At 71.3% G+C, this 21,067-nt stretch carries 17 protein-coding genes and 1 riboswitch; of the genes, 9 read left to right on the top strand and 8 right to left on the bottom strand.

Annotated features, from left to right (window positions below; all coding sequences use genetic code 11):
- Window positions 1–633, bottom strand: a 633-nt coding sequence (locus ACFV4F_RS30595) for a helix-turn-helix domain-containing protein (protein WP_380507255.1), incomplete at its 3' end; no start/stop codon positions are given.
- A gap of 209 nt (window positions 634–842) precedes the next feature.
- Here ACFV4F_RS30595 and ACFV4F_RS30590 point away from each other — a divergent pair.
- From ACFV4F_RS30590 to ACFV4F_RS30580, 3 genes are read left to right on the top strand one after another with little or no spacing between them, the layout of a single operon-like run.
- Window positions 843–2,348, top strand: coding sequence for an MmgE/PrpD family protein (locus ACFV4F_RS30590; protein ID WP_380507253.1), 1,506 nt, complete (start codon window positions 843–845; stop codon window positions 2,346–2,348).
- Entirely contained in the window at window positions 2,348–3,253 is a 906-nt protein-coding gene (gene prpB, locus ACFV4F_RS30585) for a methylisocitrate lyase (protein WP_380507250.1), read from the top strand. Before ACFV4F_RS30590 ends, prpB begins: the two co-directional genes overlap by 1 nt.
- 19 nt (window positions 3,254–3,272) lie before the next feature.
- Window positions 3,273–4,406 carry a bifunctional 2-methylcitrate synthase/citrate synthase gene (locus ACFV4F_RS30580; protein ID WP_380507247.1) on the top strand — a complete coding sequence of 378 codons (1,134 nt, stop codon included), beginning with the start codon at window positions 3,273–3,275 and terminating at the stop codon, window positions 4,404–4,406.
- Here ACFV4F_RS30580 and ACFV4F_RS30575 read toward each other — a convergent pair.
- The 5 genes from ACFV4F_RS30575 to ACFV4F_RS30555 form a co-directional block, all read right to left on the bottom strand.
- Entirely contained in the window at window positions 4,367–4,804 is a 438-nt protein-coding gene (locus ACFV4F_RS30575) for an ArsR/SmtB family transcription factor (protein ID WP_380507244.1), read from the bottom strand. The genes ACFV4F_RS30580 and ACFV4F_RS30575 overlap by 40 nt on opposite strands.
- Before the next feature lie 153 nt (window positions 4,805–4,957).
- On the bottom strand, window positions 4,958–5,728 hold the full coding sequence (locus ACFV4F_RS30570) for an IucA/IucC family C-terminal-domain containing protein (RefSeq protein WP_380507241.1): 771 nt from the start codon (window positions 5,726–5,728) through the stop codon (window positions 4,958–4,960).
- A 150-nt stretch (window positions 5,729–5,878) separates the two neighbouring features.
- Entirely contained in the window at window positions 5,879–6,751 is an 873-nt protein-coding gene (locus tag ACFV4F_RS30565) for a CbtA family protein (protein ID WP_380507238.1), read from the bottom strand.
- A 26-nt stretch (window positions 6,752–6,777) separates the two neighbouring features.
- On the bottom strand, window positions 6,778–6,996 hold the full coding sequence (locus ACFV4F_RS30560) for a CbtB-domain containing protein (RefSeq protein ID WP_380507235.1): 219 nt from the start codon (window positions 6,994–6,996) through the stop codon (window positions 6,778–6,780).
- A 38-nt stretch (window positions 6,997–7,034) separates the two neighbouring features.
- A riboswitch (cobalamin riboswitch) is annotated at window positions 7,035–7,157 on the bottom strand.
- A gap of 676 nt (window positions 7,158–7,833) precedes the next feature.
- A complete protein-coding gene (locus tag ACFV4F_RS30555) occupies window positions 7,834–10,524 on the bottom strand; it encodes a beta-L-arabinofuranosidase domain-containing protein (protein ID WP_380507317.1) in 2,691 nt (896 codons plus the stop codon).
- Between the two features lie 717 nt (window positions 10,525–11,241).
- Here ACFV4F_RS30555 and ACFV4F_RS30550 point away from each other — a divergent pair.
- The 6 genes from ACFV4F_RS30550 (at window position 11,242) to rbsD (ending at window position 18,251) form a co-directional block, all read left to right on the top strand.
- Window positions 11,242–12,006, top strand: a complete 765-nt coding sequence (locus ACFV4F_RS30550) for a hypothetical protein (protein ID WP_380507232.1) — start codon at window positions 11,242–11,244, stop codon at window positions 12,004–12,006.
- Between the two features lie 353 nt (window positions 12,007–12,359).
- The gene (locus ACFV4F_RS30545) at window positions 12,360–13,427 is read left to right on the top strand and encodes a LacI family DNA-binding transcriptional regulator (protein WP_380507229.1); all 1,068 of its coding nucleotides are present in this window, start codon (window positions 12,360–12,362) and stop codon (window positions 13,425–13,427) included.
- Window positions 13,424–14,944 carry a sugar ABC transporter ATP-binding protein gene (locus ACFV4F_RS30540; protein ID WP_380507226.1) on the top strand — a complete coding sequence of 507 codons (1,521 nt, stop codon included), beginning with the start codon at window positions 13,424–13,426 and terminating at the stop codon, window positions 14,942–14,944. The genes ACFV4F_RS30545 and ACFV4F_RS30540 overlap by 4 nt, the downstream gene beginning before the upstream one ends.
- Complete coding sequence (locus ACFV4F_RS30535; protein WP_380507223.1) at window positions 14,934–16,880, top strand: substrate-binding domain-containing protein; 1,947 nt, start codon at window positions 14,934–14,936, stop codon at window positions 16,878–16,880. Before ACFV4F_RS30540 ends, ACFV4F_RS30535 begins: the two co-directional genes overlap by 11 nt.
- A 79-nt stretch (window positions 16,881–16,959) precedes the next feature.
- Window positions 16,960–17,865, top strand: a complete 906-nt coding sequence (locus ACFV4F_RS30530) for a ribokinase (protein WP_380507220.1) — start codon at window positions 16,960–16,962, stop codon at window positions 17,863–17,865.
- Window positions 17,862–18,251 (top strand): D-ribose pyranase, encoded by a 390-nt coding sequence (gene rbsD / locus ACFV4F_RS30525; protein ID WP_380448412.1) that lies wholly within the window; start codon window positions 17,862–17,864, stop codon window positions 18,249–18,251. The genes ACFV4F_RS30530 and rbsD overlap by 4 nt, the downstream gene beginning before the upstream one ends.
- A 21-nt stretch (window positions 18,252–18,272) precedes the next feature.
- Here rbsD and ACFV4F_RS30520 read toward each other — a convergent pair whose 3' ends face one another.
- Window positions 18,273–19,832 carry a flavin-containing monooxygenase gene (locus ACFV4F_RS30520; RefSeq protein ID WP_380507217.1) on the bottom strand — a complete coding sequence of 520 codons (1,560 nt, stop codon included), beginning with the start codon at window positions 19,830–19,832 and terminating at the stop codon, window positions 18,273–18,275.
- A 320-nt stretch (window positions 19,833–20,152) separates the two neighbouring features.
- Window positions 20,153–20,806 carry a class I SAM-dependent methyltransferase gene (locus tag ACFV4F_RS30515; RefSeq protein WP_380507214.1) on the bottom strand — a complete coding sequence of 218 codons (654 nt, stop codon included), beginning with the start codon at window positions 20,804–20,806 and terminating at the stop codon, window positions 20,153–20,155.
- Window positions 20,807–21,067 lie beyond the last annotated feature (261 nt).

Genomic DNA, 21,067 nt, shown 5'->3' with positions numbered 1-21,067 from the left:
GGCGTGATTCTGTGTCGCGCGGGGGGGCGGCGCGCGCCCCCCCCCCCGCGGGGCGCCCCCCCCCCCCCCCGGCGCCCCCCCCGGCCCCCCCCCCCCCCTGCCGGGCGGCGTGCCGAGCGAGTCGGCCAATTCCTCGGCCGCGTTGTCGAGGGCGGCGATGTGGTTGTGGTGGGCGTAGAAGAAGTCCCGTACCTCGTCGTGCGGTTCACCCCCGGACACGGCAGTGGTGTCGCCGGGCGCGGTGAGGCCGGCGACCCGTTCGACCGCCTCGCGGTAGCGGCGGTGCAGGGCCACCAGCGCGCGGGCGACCTCCGGGTGGTCACGGCTCGCATCGGCGATCTCCTCCGGTGCCACCGCACCGCCGCAGGCCTCGTCGGCGAGCGCGGTGCGCAGGTCCGTGGCCAGCCGCTCCTCGTCCGCCTCGGAGAAGAACTCGGGGTCCACGCCGAACACTTCGGCGATCCGCAGGAGCACCGGGGCGGTCAGCGGGCGCTGGCTGTGCTCGATCTGGTTGAGGTAGCTGGTGGAGATGCCGAGCTCGCGGGCGAGCTCGACCTGGTTCATGCCGTGCTCGCGGCGCAGCCGGCGCAGCTTCGCGTGGGCGTAGACCTTGCGTCCGGGCGGGCGTGGCATGGGGCGCGCGGAATCCTTCTCTGTGGTGAATCTGCCTCGCGGGCAGCAGTTGCGAAGGTAGCACTTGAACCGGTTGGCACGATTCGCAGATTCACAGGGACCACATGGCCGAAATCCGCAGATTGGCCTGCTGGACCCCTCCCTGTCGGCGCGGCAGCCTGGTACGCACCAGCCCGTCAGGGCCCGTCCCGACGCCCAGGAGGAGTCCCGTGATCGAGCATCACGTCCGTGTCCACCCCAGCGCCGACCGGCTGCCGCGCGAGGAGCAGCTCGCCTGGAAGCTCGCCGCGGTCGCCACCGGTACCGAGGAGCTCGGCCCCGGGAGCGCAGCGATGGCGGTCAACCGGGTGATCGACAACGCGTCGGTCGCCGTCGCCTCCCTGCTGCGCCGGCCCGTGGCGGTGGCCCGCGCCCAGGCGCTCGACCACCACGCGGCCCCCGGCGCCCGGGTGTTCGGCAGCCTGACCCGGGTCTCCCCGGAGTGGGCGGCCTGGGCGAACGGGACGGCGGTGCGCGAGCTGGATTTCCACGACACGTACCTCGCCGCCGACTACTCCCACCCCGGCGACAACATCCCGCCGCTGCTGGCCGTCGCCCAGCACACCGGCCGCACCGGCGCCGACCTCCTGCGCGGGATCGTCGCCGCGTACGAGGTGCACGTCGCCCTGGTGCGCGGCGTCTGCCTGCACGCCCACCGCGTCGACCACGTCGCGCACCTCAGCGCGGCCACCGCCTGCGGGATCGGCACGCTGCTGCGACTGCCGACGGACACCGTCTACCAGGCCGTCCAGCAGGCGGTGCACACCACGACCGCGACCCGGCAGTCCCGCAAGGGCGAGATCTCCAGCTGGAAGGCCTTCGCCCCCGCCTTCGCCGGCAAGGCCGCCATCGAGGCCGTGGACCGGGCGATGCGCGGCGAGACCTCCCCCTCCCCGATCTACGAGGGCGAGGACGGCTTCCTCGCCTGGATGCTCGACGGCCCGCAGTCCGACTACACCGTGCTCCTTCCGGAGCCGGGCGAGCCGCGCCGGGCGATCCTGGACACCTACACCAAGGAGCACTCGGCCGAGTACCAGGCCCAGGCGGTCATCGACCTGGCCCGACGCGTCCGCGAGCGGACCGGGCCGCTCGACCGCGTCCGCTCGGTCGTCCTGCACACCAGCCACCACACCCACCACGTCATCGGCTCCGGCGCGGGCGACCCGCAGAAGTACGACCCACGCGCCAGCCGCGAGACCCTCGACCACTCCGTCCCGTACATCCTCGCCGTCGCCCTGGAGGACGGCGCCTGGCACCACGAGCGCTCCTACGCCCCCGAGCGGGCCCGCCGCCCGGAAACCGTCGCGCTGTGGCGGAAGATCACGACGGTGGAGGACCCGGAGTGGACCCGCCGCTACCACCACCCCGACCCGCGGCGGCGGGCGTTCGGCGGGCGGGTGGTCATCACCCTGGACGACGGCACCGTCGTCGAGGACGAACTCGCCGTCGCCGACGCCCACCCGGCCGGCGCCCGCCCCTTCGACCGTCCCGCCTACGAGCGGAAGTTCCGCACGCTCACCGAGGGCGTCGTCACCCCCGCCGGCCAGGACCGCTTCCTGAACGCCGCCGCCGACCTCCCCGAGCTCAAGGCCTCCGACCTGGACGAGCTGTTCCCCGCCGTCGACACCGGCACCGTCCGCGACTTCGACGCGACCCTGCCGAAGGGCCTGTTCTGATGTTCCACACCCGCACCACCCCCGCCCAGCGCCGCCGCGCCCTGCGCGAACGCCTCGCCACCGGACGGCTGTTGACGATGCCCGGCGCGCTCAACCCGCTCTCCGCCCGACTCATCCAGGACCTCGGCTTCGAGGCCGCGTACCTCTCCGGCGCCGTCCTCGCCGCCGACCTCGGCCTGCCCGACATCGGCCTCACCACCGCCACCGAGGTCGCGGCCCGCGCCCAGCAGACCACCCGGGCCACCGACCTCCCCGTCCTCGTCGACGCCGACACCGGCTTCGGCGAGCCGATGAACGCCGCCCGCACCGTCCAGCTCATGGAGGACGCCGGCCTCGCCGGCCTGCACCTGGAGGACCAGGTCAACCCCAAGCGCTGCGGCCACCTCGACGGCAAGTCCGTCGTGCCGCGCGAGGCCATGGTCCGCCGCCTGCGCGCCGCCGTCGACGCCCGCCGGGACCCCGACTTCCTCCTCATGGCCCGCACCGACGCCCGCGCCGTCGAAGGGCTGCCCGCCGCCATCGGCCGCGCCAAGGCCTACGTCGACGCCGGAGCCGACGCGATCTTCCCCGAAGCCCTCGCCGGCGAGGCCGAGTTCGAGGCCTTCCGCAAGGCCGTCGACGTCCCCCTCCTCGCCAACATGACCGAGTTCGGCAAGGGCCCGCTCCTCGACGCCCGCACCCTCCAGGACCTCGGCTACGACATCGCGCTCTACCCCGTCACCCTGCTGCGCCTCGCCATGGGCGCGATGGAGGACGGGCTGCGGACGCTCGCCGCCGAGGGCACCCAGGTGTCGCTTCTGTCTCGCATGCAGACCCGCTCCCGGCTCTACGAGCTCCTCGGGTACGCCGACTACGCAGCCTTCGACTCCGCCGTCTTCGACTTCACCCTCCCGCCCGGCATCTGACCCGTATCGGAGAGCAGCCATGCCCGCCACCGCGCCCGCTATCCACCGGGGCCTCGCCGGTGTCGTCGTCGACACCACGGAGATCTCCACCGTCATCCAGGAAACCAACTCCCTCACCTACCGCGGCTACCCCGTCCAGGACCTCGCCGCCCGCCGCACCTTCGAGGAGGTCGCCTACCTTCTGTGGCACGGCGACCTGCCCGACGAGGCGCAGCTGGGCGAGTTCCGGGCCCGCGAACGCGCCCTGCGTCCGCTCGACCGCACCACGTCCGAACTGCTCGCCAAGCTGCCCGAGACCTGCCACCCGATGGACGTGCTGCGCACCGCCGTGAGCTTCTTCGGAGCCGAGGACCCCACCGAGGAGGACGGGCGTCCGGCCCCCACCCTCACCAAGTCCCTGACGCTGCTGGCGAGACTTCCCACCGTCGTCGCCGCGGACCAGCGCCGGCGCCGCGGTCTGGCGCCGATCGCGCCGGACCCGGACCTCGGCTACGCGGAGAACTTCGTCCACATGTGCTTCGGCAGCGTCCCGGCGCCCGAGGTGGTCCGCTGCTTCGAGATCTCCCTGGTGCTCTACGCCGAGCACAGCTTCAACGCCTCCACGTTCACCGCCCGGGTTGTCACGTCCACCCTCTCCGATCTCTACAGTGCCGTCACCGCCGCGATCGGCGCGCTCAAGGGCCCGCTGCACGGCGGCGCCAACGAGGCGGTGATGCGCATGCTGGAGGAGGCTGGCGACCCGGCCCTCGCCGCACGCTGGCTCGATGGCGCGCTGGCGGAGAAGCGGAAGATCATGGGTTTCGGCCACCGCGTCTACAAGCACGGCGACTCCCGCGTCCCGATCATGCAGGCCGCGCTCGACGACCTGGTGGCCGGCTCCACCGACCCGGCCGCCCACCGCCTCGCCGACCTCCACACCGCCCTGCGCGAGGCGGTGCTGGAACGCAAGGGCATCCACCCCAACCTCGATTACCCGGCCGGCCTCGCCTACCACCTGATGGGCTTCGACACCCCCGCCTTCACGCCCATCTTCGTCATGAGCCGCATCACCGGCTGGACCGCCCACATCACCGAACAGCTCGCCCACAACGCCCTGATCCGCCCGCTCGCCTCCTACGACGGACCGGGACAGCGACCGGTACCGGCCTCCTGACACACCGCCACCGGTACGGGCACGGCATCCGGCGGTGCCGCCTCCGGGGCCACGTCGAGGAGGTCGAGCATCCTCCCTACGGCGTCGTCACACAGGCGGTAGCGCACCAACCGACCCTCCCGGGCCGCGGCCACCACGCCGGAATCGCGCAGCAGGCGGAGTGCCTGGGAGACCGCGGTGGCGCTCATACCGGCCGCGCGTGCGAGGTCGGAGACCGGGATCGGGCCGGCCCGGTGCATGGCGAGGAGCAGCGAGAGTCTGCCCGGATCGCCCAGCAACGCGAAGCGGGCCGCCGCGGCCGCCACCCGCTCGCGGTCCCCGATCCCCAGCACCGCGCGGTGCACGGCGAGTTCGTCGATCGCGGGTCGCGGTGCACCGTCGACTGCACGTGGGCACATGGCCCCGCTCACCACCCTTCATGCCTGCATCTGCCTAGTTCTGCAGATGTCCAGGACGAGGCTGCCCCACTGGAGGGGCTCATGACATACCGGACCGCCGAAATCGGCCCGCCGGGACGGTTCGTACCGGCGGGCCGACGGAGAGCGCTCGACTCAGGAGGACGTCGTGGACGGCCTGGTACCGGGCGGCACGGTGAGGACGCAGTCGCCGCACAGTGCGCCGGCGTGGTCCGGCGCGGCGCGGTAGATGAGGCAGCAGCTGCGGCGGCGGAAGCCGGTGCCGTCCGGGGCCAGTGTGCCGGCCCCATGCAGGGGCGGCTGTTCCAGCAGACGAGCGGCGAATTCTCGTGCCTGCCCGGCCAGTTCCGGGGTGGACCGGGCGATGGCCGCGGCGGCACCGTTGACCGCCGACGCGACGTTGCCCCACAGGATCCGCGGCGACACCGAGAACGCGGCGACCGCCTGGACCAGCTCACGGACCGGACCGTCGAGCACCTCTGCGGCCAGCCGGACGGCGAGCTCGGCCGGACCGGTCACGTGCTCCGGCTCGCGGCACGGCAGCGACAGCGGGAACAGGCCGCCGAGCGCGGGCTGCCAGCCCGTCTCCCGCAGACCGTACGCGAGCAGCGCCCCGTCGAGGACGGCGACGCCGAATGCCGGTGAGACGAAGCGGGCGACGAGGCCGAGATGGGTCACCGAGGCGGCCACCCGCTCCTCGACCGCGTCGGGCGACTGCCCGCCCGCCGCCGCGAGGTAACCGCGGACGGAGGTCACCCGCTCCCCCAACACGGCCGGTTGGTCCAGGAGTTCGACCATCGGACGCCAGGGCTGGACGAGCGGGCCGGCCGGGTGGGTGTCGAAGGCGAAGAACGGCGCGCTGGGCGGCGGGCGCCCGCGGGGGGGCGCCGCCCCGCCGCAACCCACCGCGACCGCACCGGCCCCACCCCCCGCCGCGCGCCCCGCGCCCGCCCCCCCGGGGCGCCCGCCGGGCCCCGCGGGGGGGGTGGCCCCGCCCAACCCCCCCCCCCGCCCCGCCCCCGCGGGGGCCGGCCCCCCCCCTCGGTGGGGTCTGCGTCATACCGCGCCGACCGGCTCGGGACCGGCCGTGGCCGGTGCCGTCGCGGCCGCGGTGCGGGCGTCGAGCAGGCGCTCGGCCATCGGTCCGAAGACCAGGCCGACCGTGGCCCACAGCAGGAGCTGTGCGGCCACCGAGTAGAAGCGGAAGCTGAACAGGGTGTCGGCCGGGAAGCCCGGGTAGACGATGGCGCCCTTGTCGTCGGTCAGCGGCAGCGGCGTCTCGGTCGCGTGGTGGCCGTACTGCTGAACGTTGTCGGCGAGTTCACCGAGGGAGGGGAGCACCGCCATGACGATGCCGATCGCCACGACGTAGGCGCCGGCGGCGAGCAGGGTCGCGTTCCAGTTGCCGAAGCGGGCCTGCAGGCGCTTGCCGAGCCAGACCGCCAGGACGAGGAAGAGGACGGAACAGGCGACCATGGCCAGGTAGAGGTTTCCGCGGTCACGGATGGTCTCGGCGTGGCCGATGGCCGGCGGGTTGGCCGGGTACTTGACGAACGGCACGAAGTACATGCCGAGGAAGCCGCCCAGCGCCACCAGCATCGCCAGGGTGCGCGGGCGCAGCTTGCCGGTCCGGCCCAGGCACACGCTGTACGCCACTGCGAACAGCGCGCCCATGGCCGTGCCGAACAGGATCATGCCGACGCCGATGCCGATGTTGGCCTGGATCGTGCGGCTGAAGATGTCCGGACCGCCCATGTCCATCGGCAGCCCGGCGGCCTTGTCCAGCAGGCCCTGCGCGTCGTCGCGTCCGCTCTCGTACTCGATCGCCGCGTTGATCTGCGGTTCGGCGAAGATCCGCGCGAAGACGAAGGCGAGCAGGCCGGCCACTGCGCCGGCGATGACGCCGCGCAGGATGAGTCTCTTTTCCATGTCGGGTTGTTCGCCGCTTCCGCTGGTCAGTGGCAGGGGAAGCCGAGGAAGTGCCGCGAGTCGTGGACGAACTCGTGGATGTGCATGTCCTTGCCGAGCACGGAATAGGCGCCCTGGTCGACGCCGATGAAGTAGTAGACGACCAGCGCGAGGATCGCGGTGACGGCCAGCCAGGCGACGGCCTTGGTCGCCGGCACGACGACCGGGACGGGCAGGGCTGAGGGTCCGGGCATACTGGTGCTCACGGTTGAGCCTCCTTCAGGGGATCGTGCGTCCCGCTATCGATGGGGCGGATCGTGATGGCACCGTGTCTGACTCGCGAGCCGCCCGAGGACGCCCCGCTCACAGTGGCGCGACCGTGCTGGAGTTCCACCAGCTTCCCTGCGCCATCACTAACGCTCGTAGAGTAGGGGCGCGCCAGGGGGCCGTCAATCGTCCCGGGCCCCGCCGCAGGTCGAGCGTGCGGAAGATCACGTTCCATCGGCCTGGCACGGGCCGGACAATTCGCGAACGTCGCAAAACCGCAGGTGGCAGCCACAGGCGGTGGTCCGCAGGCGACCGGTCCTTGCGGCATCCGGCAGAATCACGGCGTGCCGCAGATCATCGGCATCGGTGCAGGCGACCCGGACCACGCCACCCTCCAGGCGGTCAAGACCTTCGCCTGGACCGACGTCTTCTCCTCCTCGACAAGAACGAGCATCGCCAGGACCTCATGCGGCTGCGCCGACGGACGGCCGAGGGCGAAAGACCGGTGGCGGGCGCCCCTCGGTAAAGGAGAGCCTCCCCCGATGCGTCAATACGCACCGGTGTCACCGAGTTGTCGACCGAACAAGCTCCGCGCCCGTGACCCTCGAAGGGGATGCAGCATTGATCCGGTCGTGACGTACGCATCGTTTGACGCCGCGACAGCCGGTGAACTCACCGCGATGTGTGACCTTGCCCCGGTCTCCGAGTGCGGAGAGGAGCGCACGTGGCGCTGACCCGTGACGAGCGCGAGCGGTTCCTGGCGGAGCCGCCCGGCTCGGACCGTAGCCACGGTCTTGGTGCAGGCTGAGCTGAGACCCGGCGGCCCCGACGCCGGATCAGATGAACCGCCACAGGTGGTCGCTGGTGCCGGAGTCGTCCCAGAGCACGGCCTGCGCTCCCAAGGCGGTGGAGGCACCGGAGACACCGAGGACGCGGCCGCTGTTGGCGCACTGGATCCTGAAGGTGTCCCCACCTCCGTGGCGCAGGCGCCACCGGTGGTCGGTGGCGCCGTTGTCGGCCCACTGGACGATCCTCGCGCCGTTGGCGGTGCCGCCGTTCTCCACGGCGAGGACTTTGCCGCTGTTGGAGTTGCGCAGGCGCAGGTGGCCGCCGGTGTCGAGGGCGGCCGTCCAGAGGTGGTCGGCGGTGCCGTTGTCGTCCCACTGGATGACGAGGCCGCCGTCGGCGGTGGACATGTCCTTCACTCCGAGGACCCGCCCGCTGGCGACGTTCTGGATCCGCCTGGCACCGACGGGGGCGAACTGCCACTGGCCGGCGGCGGCACCGCTGCCGGACAGCTGTACGGCTGCGGTGCCCTGGACGGTGGAGCCGCCGGCGATGCCGAGCAGCTTGCCGGTGTGGACGTTCTGGAGCTCGTGGTAGCCGTTGCCGGCGTCGACGACGGTCCACCGGTGGTCGGCGGTGCCCGTGTCGGCCCACTGGAGGATCGGGGCGTTGTCGGCGGTGGACATGTCCTTCACGCCGAGGACCTTGCCGCTGTTGACGTTGCGCAGCCGCAGTGCGGTGCCGTCGACGACGAGGGCCCAGTTGTGGTCGGCGGTGCCGGTGTCGGGCCACTGCAGGGCGAGGCCGCCGTCGGCGCTGGACATGTTCTGGATGCCGAGGACGAGTCCGCTGGCCGCGTTGACCAGACGGAAGCCCGCGCCGTCGGTCCGCCAGTAGACGGTGTAGTTGAAGCCCTGGGCGTCGTGGAACGGGCCGAGGCCGACCGTCGCTCCGTCGGCGGTGGCCGTGAAGGCGAGGGCGGTGCTGCTGGTCCGGGTGATCGTGGTGGCGTCCAGGGCCGGGAGGGCGGACAGCGCGGTGCTGCCGTAGTTGCCGGCCAGGACGGCGGGGCCGTAGGTGATCGCCGCGACACCGGGGCTGTCGTTGGCGGCCTGGAGGGCCACCCGCATGGGGAGCTTCACGGTGACGGTGTCGCCGGAGACCCAGTTCCGGGTGAGGGTGGCGTACGTGCCCGGGGTGGCCGCGACGCTCTGCGCGACGCCGTTGACGCTGACACTGGCACCCGAGGTCCACCCGGGGATGCGGACGCGCATGGACCACGTCCCGCCGACACTGCCGGTGACCTTGAGCGTCGTGGTGTCCTCGGCCGGGAACGCGGTGGTCTGGGTGACCGTGATGCCCCGCTCGGTCCAGTCCAGGACGGACGGGAGGAACAGGTTCACCGTGAGGGTGGTGCCCTCGTGGAAGTAGATGGAGTCCATCAGCTTGGTGTTGGACTCGACACCCGTTCCCTGGCAGCACCAGAACGTGCCGTAGTCGGTGCTCCAGGTGCCGCCGCCCCAGGCCGGGCCCTTGCCCCGGCGGCCGCCCGGGTCGAGGGAGCTGAAGTACGTGATGTGGCCGTGCGGGTCGGCCGGGTTCTGGGCGCCGATGACGTGGTTGAGCAGCGCCTTCTCGTAGAAGTCGAAGTACGAGGCCCGGTCCGGGCTCAGCTGCCACAGCTCCCGGGTCAGCTTGAGCATGTTGTAGGAGTTGCAGAGCTCGCAGGTGTCGTCGGTGAGGTAGCCGGAGATCGCGTTCGCGGCCCGGAAGTGCTCCGCCTGGCTGTTGCCGCCGATGGCGTAGGTGTGCGCGCCGGTGGTGATCGCCCAGGCGTTGGCGGCGATGTCGCGGTAGCGGGTCGTCCCGGTGGCCTTGTACTCGCGGACGGCTCCGATCCACTTGGGCACCTGCGTGTTGGCGTGCAAGCCGTCGAGCTGGTCCAGGTTCGCGGCGAGCGGGTCGAAGACCGCGGCGTGGTCGAACCGCTGAGCGGTGGTCAGCCAGCGTGCGTCACCGGTCTGTTGGTAGAGACCGGCCAACACGTCGTTCATGCCGCCGAACTCGGTGCCCAGCATCGACTGCATCGTGCCGTAGCCGAGCGCGGCGGTGCGGCGGTCGACCCAGCCTGCGATCGCGAGGAGCACGTCGCGGGCCTGGGTGTTGCCCAGGAGGCGCCACACGTCGAGCAGACCGGCCATGGTCTTGTGGACGCAGTAGTACGGGACGTTGCCGTTGCCCAGCCTGCCCGCTTCGAGGCTGGCGAAGTCGGACTCGGGGAAGCCCGACAGGTAGCCGGCGGAGAAGCCCGCCGCAGCGTTGTTGGCCTGGCACTTGGCGAGTTCGGCCACCATCCGGTTGGCCTTGTCGCGGCAGATGGTGTCCCCGAGCGCGGCGGCGGCCTGGGCCCACGCCGAGAGGAAGTGGCCCTGCACGTGGGTGCGGAACGGGAACCCCGGGTCGTCCCAACCCCCGTTCGTGGCGGCGGCGTTGGTGGAGAGCCGGTGGTTGGCACGGAAGTTGTACAACAGGCGGTCGACGTCGACGAAGCGGAGGTAGGCCAGGGTGCGGTTCTGGTTGTCGAGCCACCGGCTGCTGGTGAGCCGGACCTGACCCAGCTCGAACGGGACTGTCGACACTCCGACGTCGGACCTGACCGGTCCCGTCTGCGCCGCGGCGGAGACGGGGCCGAGGGCGGGGCCGGCGGCGGCCACGGCCGCGACGCCGGTCGCCTTGAACATGGCACGGCGACTGAAGGGGCGAGCCGGCATGGCGAACTCCACGGTGTGTAAGAGAAGAGAACGGGGAGTGCAGCGGCCAAGGAATCCGCACACAAGGGCTGTTCGGCTCCAACCGGCTACCGCAGGCGCGGCGCCCGCCCGCCTGTTACAAGAGTGTTAACGCTCACAAATAGCGTGTCAATACTTTCGACGGGCAGTACCGGCAACGTCGCTGCGGCCCAACTGTCCTGCATCCCCGCCGTCCGAGCTTTCCCGCCCCCACCAACCTCGGGAATCTCTTCACCCGTCACGTCGACACCTGCCCCGGCACCTTCCGCCGCATCCGCCAAGGCCAGTAGCAGTTCCGTGAAGGCTAATTGGCGCGCGCGGCCGATGCTGTCGAAAGCGATTCGACAGTCCTTCGAGGGCGATTCGACAGTCAGCAGGTGAAAGAAGTGTGTTCCCCTGCACAGAGCCTTGCTGTGCTGAGTCCCCGTCATTATTACTGTCCACAGACGCAAGCGCTTCGACCCTTCGCACCTGCATCCGGCGAGCCCGGTGCTTGCGAGCAAGGGGACCGAGCACCGTTCCCGTAGTTCTTGAGCGCGCCACCTCGGACGGGGCTGAGCCGCGCCCGTCCCGAGCCCGGACCCGCCGGCGAGCGACACCTCGCCGCGCCGGACCCCGCCACCAGACCAGGGAGTCCGGAACAACCCATCGCCGTCCTTGGAGGGACACATGAGATGGCACACCCGTAAATCCATCAGCAGCAAGTCGGCCGGGTCCGGTCGGCTGGTCCTTGTCGTCGCCGTGATCGCCGGGTTCCTGAGCTTCGCGTCTCCGGCTCAGGCCCAGGTGTACTCCACCTGCGACAAGGGGGGTCAGTACACCCAGGGCAGCTGGACGATCTACAACAACATCTGGGGCCAGAACGCCGGTTGGCAGTGCCAGACGGTCAACAGCATCAAGTCCTGGTACGTCGACGCCGACCACTCCGGCGGCGGGATCAAGTCCTACCCGAACACCTCGGTCCGGCCCCGGACGCCGCTGTCGCAGTTGAACTCGGCGGGCTTCTGGTTCAACACGTCGTCGGCCCCCGTCTCCGGCAGTGACTGGTGGAACTGGACGAGCGACTTCTGGTCGACCGGCAACCAGGACGAGATCATGGTCTTCACCAGCTGGTCCGGGACGGCAGGCGGCTGGGGACGGCAGATCGCGTCCAACGTGACCATCGGCGGCATCCAGTACGCGTCGGTCTGGCAGGCCGATCCCGGCTGGAACGTCCTGCAGCTCATCCCTGCCCAGCAGAGCAACACCGGCACCATCGACGCCTCGGCGGTCTGGCGATGGGCCGCGTCGCAGAACCTCCTGCGCAACACCGACTTCGACACGATGCAGTTCGGCATCGAGATCACCTCGACCAGCGGCGCGCAGAAGCGGTACTCGCTGAACGCCTACAGCGCCTGGTGGAACAACACCTCCGGCGGCGGATCGACCATCTAGCCGCACGTCGACGACGGGCGGCCACATGCGCCGCACGTCCGCGTGGCAGAGGCTGAGGGCCTTGGCCACGTGGGCGCCAGATCATGAGCAAAGCCCCAGGCCAGAGGCCTGGGGCTGGCCTTTTGCGTGCCCGGTTTCCACTGCGGGTGGCCGATCGGCGGGTCCGGCTCCCCCGCGCACGCCGGAACGGGACCGGCCGGACCGTCACGCACGGTGACGGCGATTCCATCGGCGCGGCATTCATCACGATCAGGTTTCAGCCACCGGCTCAAGGCTTGCCCTGCGGGCATGTAATCGATTCCAATCGTGGGAACGCGTTGATGTAATCGATTCCACGAGGAGGTGGGACGGCCGTGACGAGCATCAAGGACGTCGCCGCCGAGGCAGGCGTGTCCGTCGCCACTGTCTCGCGTGTCCTGAATGAGCACCCTTCGGTGAGCGAGGACGCGAGGGCGCGGGTGCTGGCCGCCGTTGCGTCGCTCGGGTACCGGCCCAACGCCGTGGCGCGGTCGCTGCGCACCGATCAGACCCGCACCCTGGGCCTCGTGATCAGCGACGTGCTGAATCCGTACTTCACCGAGCTCGCACGATCCGTCGAGGAAGAGGCGCGGGCGCTGGGGTACAGCGTGATCATCGGGAACGCCGACGAGCGGCCGGAACTGCAGGACCACCACGTACGGACGCTTCTGGACCGCCGCATCGACGGGCTGCTGGTCTCGCCCACCGACGGCGGGTCGCCGCTCATGCTGGACGCCGCCCGGGCCGGGACACCGATGGTGTTCGTGGACCGGTGGATCCCCGGCGTCGACGTGCCGGTGGTGCGGGCGGACGGGCGGGGTGCCGTACGGGATCTCGTCGCGCACCTGCACCGGCTGGGGCACCGGCGGCTGGCGATCATCGCCGGGCCGGCGGCGACCACGACCGGGCGGGAGCGTGTGGAGGCGTTCCGCGAGGCGATGGAGGAGTGCGGCCTCGACCTGCCGGACCGGTACATCGGCCACGGTGACTTCCAGGCCGACAGCGGCCGGCGGGCGACCGAGCGGTTCCTCGACCTCGCCGAGCCCCCGCAGGTCGTGTTCGCGGCGGACAACCTGATGGCGCTGGGCGCCCTGGACGCCGTACGCGCCCGTGGTCTGCGGGTGCCGGACGACATCGCGCTCGCCGCGTTCGACGACATCCGCTGGTTCGTGCACACGGACCCGCCGATCACCGCGATCGCCCAGCCCACGGGCGAGCTTGGCCGGGCCGCCGTGCGCGCGCTCGTGGACCGCATCGAGGGGCGGGAGCCACGATCCGTGACGCTCCCCGCCCGTCTCGTCGTTCGCCGCTCGTGCGGCGAGAACCCCGCAACGAACGAGCACCCCGCAACAAACAAAAACGCAACGAACGAGAGCCCCGCAACGAACAGGAGCCAGTCGTGAGCAACGCGGACGAGTTGCTGCGCATCGAGGGCATCCGGAAGACCTTCCCCGGGGTGGTCGCACTGGACCGCGTCGACTTCGACCTGCGGCGGGGCGAGGTCCATGTGCTGCTCGGTGAGAACGGCGCGGGAAAGAGCACCCTGATCAAGATGCTCTCCGGTGCCCACGCGCCCAACGAGGGCCGCATCCTGGTCGGTGGTGAGGAGGTCCGCATCCATGGTGCGCAGGACTCCGAGCGACTCGGGATCGCGACCATCTACCAGGAGTTCAACCTCGTCCCCGATCTGACGGTCGCCGAGAACATCTTCCTGGGGCGCCAGCCGCGCCGGTTCGGGATGATCGACCGGAAGAAGATGGAGGCGGACGCCTCGGAGCTTCTGGAGCGCGTCGGCGTCAGCGTGTCGCCCCGCGCGCGGGTGCGCGAACTCGGCATCGCGCGCCTGCAGATGGTCGAGATCGCGAAGGCGCTGAGCCTGGACGCGCGGGTTCTGATCATGGACGAGCCGACGGCCGTGCTGACCTCCGAGGAGGTCGAGAAGCTGTTCGTGATCGTGCGCACGCTGCGCGAGGACGGCGTCGGGATCGTCTTCATCACGCACCACCTGGAGGAGATCGCCGCCCTCGGGGACCGGGTCACGGTCATCCGGGACGGCAAGTCGGTCGGACAGGTGCCCGCCTCCACGCCGGCGGAGGAGCTCGTCCGGCTGATGGTGGGCCGGTCCATCGAGCAGCAGTACCCGCGCGAGCGGGCCGTGCCGGGCACCGCGCTGCTGTCCGTGGAGGGACTGTCCCGGGACGGTGTCTTCCACGACGTCAGCTTCGAGGTGCGGGCCGGCGAGGTCGTCGGCGTCGCGGGGCTGGTCGGGGCGGGTCGTACCGAGGTGGTCCGGGCCGTCTTCGGGGCCGACCCGTACGACCGCGGTACGGTCCGCGTCTGCGGGGCTTCCCTGAAGCGGCACGACATCGGCGCCGCCATGACCGCGGGGATCGGGCTGGTGCCCGAGGACCGCAAGGGTCAGGGGCTCGTGCTCGACCAGTCGGTCGAGGAGAACCTCGGACTCGTCACCCTCAAGTCCGCGACCAGAGCCGGAATCGTCGACCTCAAGGGTCAGCACGACTCCGCCGCGCGGATCGCCGGGCAACTCGGCGTCCGGATGGCGGGGCTCGGTCAGCAGGTGCGCACGCTGTCCGGCGGCAACCAGCAGAAGGTCGTCATCGGCAAGTGGCTCCTGGCCGACACCAAGGTGCTGATCCTCGACGAGCCCACGCGCGGCATCGACGTCGGCGCCAAGGTCGAGATCTACCAGCTCGTCAACGAACTGACGGCGGCCGGGGCTGCCGTGCTCATGATCTCCAGCGATCTGCCCGAGGTGCTCGGGATGAGCGACCGGGTGCTGGTGATGGCCCAGGGCCGGATCGCGGGCGAGTTGTCCGCCGACGAGGCCACGCAGGACGCGGTCATGTCGCTGGCCGTGAGCAACCCCACTACCGAACTGGAGGCCTCCCGTGGCCGCTGAAACGCTCACGAGCGGTACGGGCGCCGGTGGCGCCGCGGCGTTGCGCCGTCTGCTGCTCGACAACGGCGCGCTGACCGCGCTGATCGTCCTCGTCATCGCCATGTCGGCGCTGTCGGGCGACTTCCTCACCACCGACAACCTGCTCAACGTCGGCGTCCAGGCGGCCGTGACCGCCGTCCTCGCCTTCGGCGTCACCTTCGTGATCGTCTCGGCGGGCATCGACCTGTCGGTCGGTTCGGTGGCCGCGCTGTCGGCGACCGTGCTGGCGTGGAGCGCCACGGCGCACGGAGTGCCGGTGGTCGTCGCGGTGCTGCTGGCGCTGGCGACGGGTGTGGCCGCCGGTCTGGTGAACGGCTTCCTGATCTCGTACGGCAAGCTGCCGCCGTTCATCGCGACGCTCGCGATGCTGTCGGTGGGGCGTGGTCTGGCGCTGGTGATCTCGGACGGATCGCCGATCGCGTTCCCGGGCTCGGTCTCCCACCTGGGTGACACGCTCGGCGGGTGGCTGCCGGTGCCGGTGCTCGTCATGGTGGTCATGGGGCTCATCGCGGCGTTCGTCCTCGGCCGTACGTACATCGGCCGCTCGATGTACGCCATCGGCGGCAACGAGGAAGCCGCCCGGCTCTCGGGTCTGCGCGTGCCCAGGCAGAAGCTCGCGATCTACGCGCTGTCCGGTGTGTTCGCCGCGGTCGCCGGTGTCGTCCTGGCCTCCCGGCTCTCCTCCGCGCAGCCGCAGGCCGCCACCGGGTACGAGCTGGACGCCATCGCCTCCGTCGTCATCGGCGGCGCCTCCCTCGCCGGGGGCACGGGCAAGGCCTCGGGAACGCTGATCGGCGCGCTCATCCTCGCGGTGCTGCGCAACGGGCTGAACCTGCTGAACGTCTCCGCGTTCTGGCAGCAGGTCGTCATCGGCGTCGTCATCGCCCTGGCGGTGCTGCTCGACACGGTGCGACGCAAGGCCGGGGCCGCTCCCACGGCGATCGGGGCGCCCGGCGGCGGAAGGGGCAAGCAGGTCGCCACCTACGGGCTCGCGGCCGTCGTGGCGGTGGCGATCGTGGGTGCGACCTCGTTCCTGCACAACGATCCGAAGTCCGGCACTCGGAAGATCGGCCTCTCGCTCTCCACGCTCAACAACCCGTTCTTCGTGCAGATCCGGTCGGGTGCGCAGGCCGAGGCGAAGCGGCTGGGGGTGGACCTGACGGTCACCGACGCGCAGAACGACGCCTCGCAGCAGGCCAACCAGCTGCAGAACTTCACCAGTTCGGGGCTCGGGGCGATCGTCGTCAACCCGGTGGACTCCGACGCCGCGAGCAACCCGGTGGCGGCCGCTGGCAAAGCGAGGATCCCGGTCATCGCCGTCGACCGCGGCGTCAACAACGCCGACGTGAACGCGCTGGTCGCCTCCGACAACGTCGCCGGTGGTGAGCAGGCGGCGAAGAGCATCGCCGAGAAGCTCGGTGGCAGCGGGAAGATCGTGATCCTCCAGGGGCTGGCCGGTACCTCCGCCGCGCGCGAGCGGGCCGAGGGCTTCGCCAAGGGACTCGCGGCGTACCCGGGGATCGAGGTCGTCGCGCAGCAGCCGGCCGACTTCGACCGGACCAAGGGACTCGACGTCATGTCGAACCTGCTCCAGGCGCACCCGGACGTCCAGGGTGTCATCGCCGCGAACGACGAGATGGCGCTCGGCGCGGTGAAGGCGCTCGGGTCCAAGGCCGGCGAGTCCGTGCAGGTCGTCGGCTTCGACGGAACTCCCGACGGACTGAAGGCGGTGGAGCAGGGGACGCTCTACGCGTCCGTGGCCCAGCAGCCGTCGCAGCTCGGGAAGATCGCCGTGGACAACGCGGTCAAGGCGATCAAGGGTGAGAAGGTCGAGGAGACCATCAAGGTGCCGGTGAAGGTGGTCACGAAGGAGACCGTGGCCGGGTTCACCGGCTGAGACGGGGAAGGGGTGGCCGGAGTGCCCGCGGAAGCGGGGCTCCGGCTGCCCTGTTTCGGATTTCTGATTGGGGAGTTTCATGTACGACTACGACGTGTTGGTCGTCGGGTCGGCCAACGTCGACCTCGTGATCGGTGTCGAGCGCAGGCCCGGGGCCGGAGAGACGGTGCTCGGGTCGGACCTCGCCGTCCATCCCGGCGGCAAGGGGGCCAACCAGGCGGTCGCCGCCGCGCGGCTCGGGGCGCGCACGGCGCTGCTCGCGCGCGTCGGGGATGACGCGAACGGGCGGCTGCTGCTGGAGTCGCAGCGGAACGCGGGGGTCGACACCGAGGGCGTCCTGGTGGGCGGAGCCCCGACCGGCGTCGCGCTGATCACCGTCGACCCGTCGGGCGACAACAGCATCGTGGTGTCGCCTGGTGCGAACGGGCGGCTCACGCCGGAGGACGTCCGGGCCGCCGCGCCCCTGTTCCACGCCTCGCGGGTGGTCTCGGCGCAGTTGGAGATCTCGTTGGAGTCGGTCGTGGAGGTCGTGCGGCAACTGCCGTCCGGCACCAGGTTCGTGCTGAACCCCTCTCCGCCGCGGGCGCTGCCGGCCGAAGTCCTGGCGGCCTGCGACCCGCTGATCGTCAACGAGCACGAGGCCCGGGTGATCCTGGGCGGCGGGGCCACTGGCCAGGATCCCGCCGCATGGGTACGGGAGTTGCTCGCGAGCGGGCCCAAATCGGTTGTAGTGACGCTTGGTTCGGACGGTGCGTTGGTCGCGTCCTCCGACGAGAAGGTCGTACGGGTGGCGTCGGTGAAGGTCGACGCCGTCGACACGACGGGCGCCGGTGATTCCTTCACGGCCGCGCTGGCCTGGAAGTTGGGTGCGGGGGCCTCGCTCGCGGAGGCAGCCGCGTACGCCGCCCGGGTGGGCGCCGTCGCCGTGACCCGGCGGGGGGCCCAGGAGTCGTTCCCCACCGCCGCGGAGGTCGAGGCGCTGTGAAGAAGGGCGGGATTCTGAATCGCCATCTCGCCGGAGCCATCGCCGAGTTGGGGCACGGTGACCGGGTGCTCGTGTGTGACGCGGGGATGCCGATTCCGGACGGGCCCCGGGTGGTCGACCTCGCCTTCCGGGCGGGGATCCCGTCGTTCGAGGACGTACTGGCCGGGCTCCTCGACGAGTTGGTGATCGAGGGGGCGCACGCGGCGCAGGAGGTCCGGGAGGCGAACCCCGCCGCGGACGGGTTGCTGACCGGCTCCTTCGCCGGGCTGGAGTACGTGCCGCACGACAAGCTGAAGGAGCTGAGTGCGGGGGCGCGCCTGGTGGTGCGGACCGGGGAAGCCCGGCCGTACGCGAACGTGCTGCTGCGGTGCGGAGTGTTCTTCTGACCGACGCCGGGGCGCGGCTCGTCACCCAGGCCGTCCAGTCTGCGCTGCCGTAGCAGGCGACGGTACGGGCCCGGGTACGTCGCAGGTGTAGGCGGCCGGGTCGAAGCGGCTCAGCTGTCGGATGAGCCGCCCGGTGGACCAGGGCCAGGCGAAGGTGTTTCGCCCGCTCGAGCTGAAGTAGTAGCTGGTGCAGCCACCGGAGTTGTACACGGTGGTCCGTAACGCCTCCTGCACCGCCGCATTGTGTGCGGCCTGCGCGGCGGCCCGGACCTCCAGGACCCGCCGGCCGTCGCGGTCGAGGTGGGCCAGGGCGTCGGTGAGGTAGGTCAGTTGGGCTTCCAGGACGGTGATCGCGGAGGTGGAGCCCCCGAGCAGGTTGGGGCCCAGCAGCAGGAAGAGGTTGGGAAAGCCGCTGACGGTGGTCCCCAGGTACGCCTGCGGTTCGCCGTCCCAGGCGTCGTGCAGCGTCCGGCCGCCGCTGCCGTACAGGCTCCGGGCGAGCGGCGGCTCACCCATGCGGAAGCCGGTGGCCGTGACGAGGACGTCCGACCGGGCGGTCGTGCCGTCGGCACCGACGACCTCGTTGCCGCGCACGGCGGCCACGGCGGTGGGGTGCAGGTGGACGTGTGGCTGGGCGAGGGCCCGGTAGAAGGTGCTGGAGGTCAGCAGACGCTTGCAGCCCAGTCGGTAGGTGGGCGTGAGCGCCTCGCGCAGCAACCGGTCACGGACCGCGAGCCGCAGGTGTGCACGCGCGCCCGTCTCCAGCAGGCGGGCGAGGCGCGGGTGGCGGAAGGCGTAGCCGAAGCCCTCCTGCAGCACGTACTGCCCGGCGCGCAGTGCGTTGCGGGAACGAGGCAGGTGGTCCAGCAGCCGGTTGGCCGCGGCGGGCACCGGTAGGTCGGGCTTGGGAAGCACCCACTGGGCGGTTCGCTGGAAGAGGTGCACGGCGGCCGCTCGGGAGGCGATGGCCGGGACGAGCTGCACGGCGGAGGCGCCGGTGCCCACCACGCTCACCCGACGCCCCGTCAGGTCGATGCTCTGGTCCCACTGGGCGGTATGGAGCACCGGCCCGCCGAACTCCTCGACCCCGGGGACGTCGAGGTGGCGCGGGATGTGCCACGGTCCGGTGGCCAGGACCAGCACCTCGGCACTATACGGCCCCTTGCTGGTCTCCAGCAGCCAGCGCCCGGCCACCGGATCCCACCGGGCTCCGCACACCTGGACGCCGAAGTGCAGCACCTCGCCGAGCCCGTGCCGCTCGGCTGTCACCCGCAGATAGGCGTGGATCTCCTGCTGCCCGGCGAACAGCCGGCTCCAGGCGGTGTTCGGAGTGAACGAGTAGCTGTAGAGCGTCGATGGCACATCGCAGGCGCAGCCCGGGTAGGTGTTCTCCCGCCAGGTGCCCCCGAGTTGCGCCGCCTTCTCCAGCACGAGGAGATCGCGCACCCCCGCCTGGCGCAGCCGGATGGCGGCGCCGATGCCCGAGAACCCCGCGCCGACCACGAGGACGCGCACATCTCTCCTGGGCCGGGTGTCCTGAGTCGGGATGGCGGCGCTGGGCCGCAGGCCGGTCACGTTCATGGGTGCCTTCTGACTTCCGCAGCAACAGGACGAACCGGCGTGGAAAACACCGGAGTTGTTCCTGGAGAACGGAAGAGGAGGCCGGGAGGTCACTCCTTGGTGGATGATCCGTGGTCGGCGCCTCTCAGCGCTCGAGCAGTCCCTCACGATCTGCGTGATCCGTGTGCTGGATCTCCCTGTAGATCGTCGCGACGCCGCCCGCGCCGCCCGCGCCGCAACCGCCAAGAACGGCACGGACGGCGGACGTGGCGGGCCCACCGCCAGGAAGGTCACCCCGAAACACGGAAAGCCGCGCCGCCGCTCCTGAGCCGCACTCCCCGTCAGCCGCCCGCGGCCTTCTCCGGCACGGCCGTGGCCGCGTCGGGTCCGGACGGGGTCGCCGACGGGAGCCTGGCGCTGCCCAGCACGGCCGGGCCGACGAAGGACGGACTCGCGGGGAAGACCCGGCGCTCGACGTGGTCGACGACGAATCCGGCCGCCCGGATCGAGTCGAGCGTCGGACGGTTGCACTCGCAGCAGACCACCAGCCGGTTCAGCCAGTTCATCCGGTCCTGGTGGCGGGCCACCTTCGGGTCCTCCGAGCGCATGTGCTCCAGGAAGAGCAGCCGCCCGCCGGGGCGCAGCACCCGGCCGAGCTGGCGCAGTGCCCGCTGCTGGTCGCTCACCCCGCAGAGCACCAGCGTCGACACGACGACGTCGAAGCTGTCGTCCTCGAACGGAAGGTCCTCGGCCGGCGCCCGCAGGACCGTGGTGCGCGGAGCCCGCTCCGCGACGTGCCGCTCCAGCCGGCGGACCATCGCCGGCTCGGGCTCGGTGACTGTGAGCGACTCGACTCCCTCGCCGTAGAGGGCGAGGTTGGCCCCGGTGCCGCCGCCGATCTCGAGCACCCGGCCGTCGGCCTCGGCGATCAACCGGCGACGCAGGTCGCTCAGGCCCTGCCGCTCGGCCTTGGCCATCATCCGGTCGTAGGTCACCGCGAACAGTGTGCTTCTGACGCCCATGACTGCCTCGATTCACGGTCCGACGTTCTGCCTCGACGCTAGGCCCGTGCCGTGCCCGGCACATGGGGCGGATGCCTCATCTTCGGCATCTTCGGCGCCGTCGTCCCGTGTCGTCGTTCCCGGAGCCGGCCCCGCTCTCAGAGGGTGTTCGATAGGGGAATCCCCCCAACTGTCCGGCTTTCGCGGGCTCGGCACGGACGCTGTTCCAGGATCCTGTAGCGGCCGGGCCCGTGT

Origin of the sequence: Kitasatospora sp. NPDC059722 (assembly GCF_042733235.1) — a bacterium.
GTDB lineage: Bacteria > Actinomycetota > Actinomycetes > Streptomycetales > Streptomycetaceae > Kitasatospora.
The sequence above is the reverse complement of the archived record's forward strand: the minus strand, read 5'-3'. Positions and strand labels throughout refer to the sequence as shown.

Bases quoted from the DNA above. Each gene is read 5' to 3' on its own strand.
- prpB (WP_380507250.1), top strand. From the start codon at position 2,348: ATGTTCCACACCCGCACCACCCCCGCCCAGCGCCGCCGCGCCCTGCGC.
- ACFV4F_RS30580 (WP_380507247.1), top strand. From the start codon at position 3,273: ATGCCCGCCACCGCGCCCGCTATCCACCGGGGCCTCGCCGGTGTCGTC.
- ACFV4F_RS30575 (WP_380507244.1), bottom strand. From the start codon at position 4,804: ATGTGCCCACGTGCAGTCGACGGTGCACCGCGACCCGCGATCGACGAA.
- ACFV4F_RS30565 (WP_380507238.1), bottom strand. From the start codon at position 6,751: ATGGAAAAGAGACTCATCCTGCGCGGCGTCATCGCCGGCGCAGTGGCC.
- ACFV4F_RS30555 (WP_380507317.1), bottom strand. From the start codon at position 10,524: ATGTTCAAGGCGACCGGCGTCGCGGCCGTGGCCGCCGCCGGCCCCGCC.
- ACFV4F_RS30550 (WP_380507232.1), top strand. From the start codon at position 11,242: ATGAGATGGCACACCCGTAAATCCATCAGCAGCAAGTCGGCCGGGTCC.
- ACFV4F_RS30530 (WP_380507220.1), top strand. From the start codon at position 16,960: ATGTACGACTACGACGTGTTGGTCGTCGGGTCGGCCAACGTCGACCTC.
- ACFV4F_RS30520 (WP_380507217.1), bottom strand. From the start codon at position 19,832: ATGAACGTGACCGGCCTGCGGCCCAGCGCCGCCATCCCGACTCAGGAC.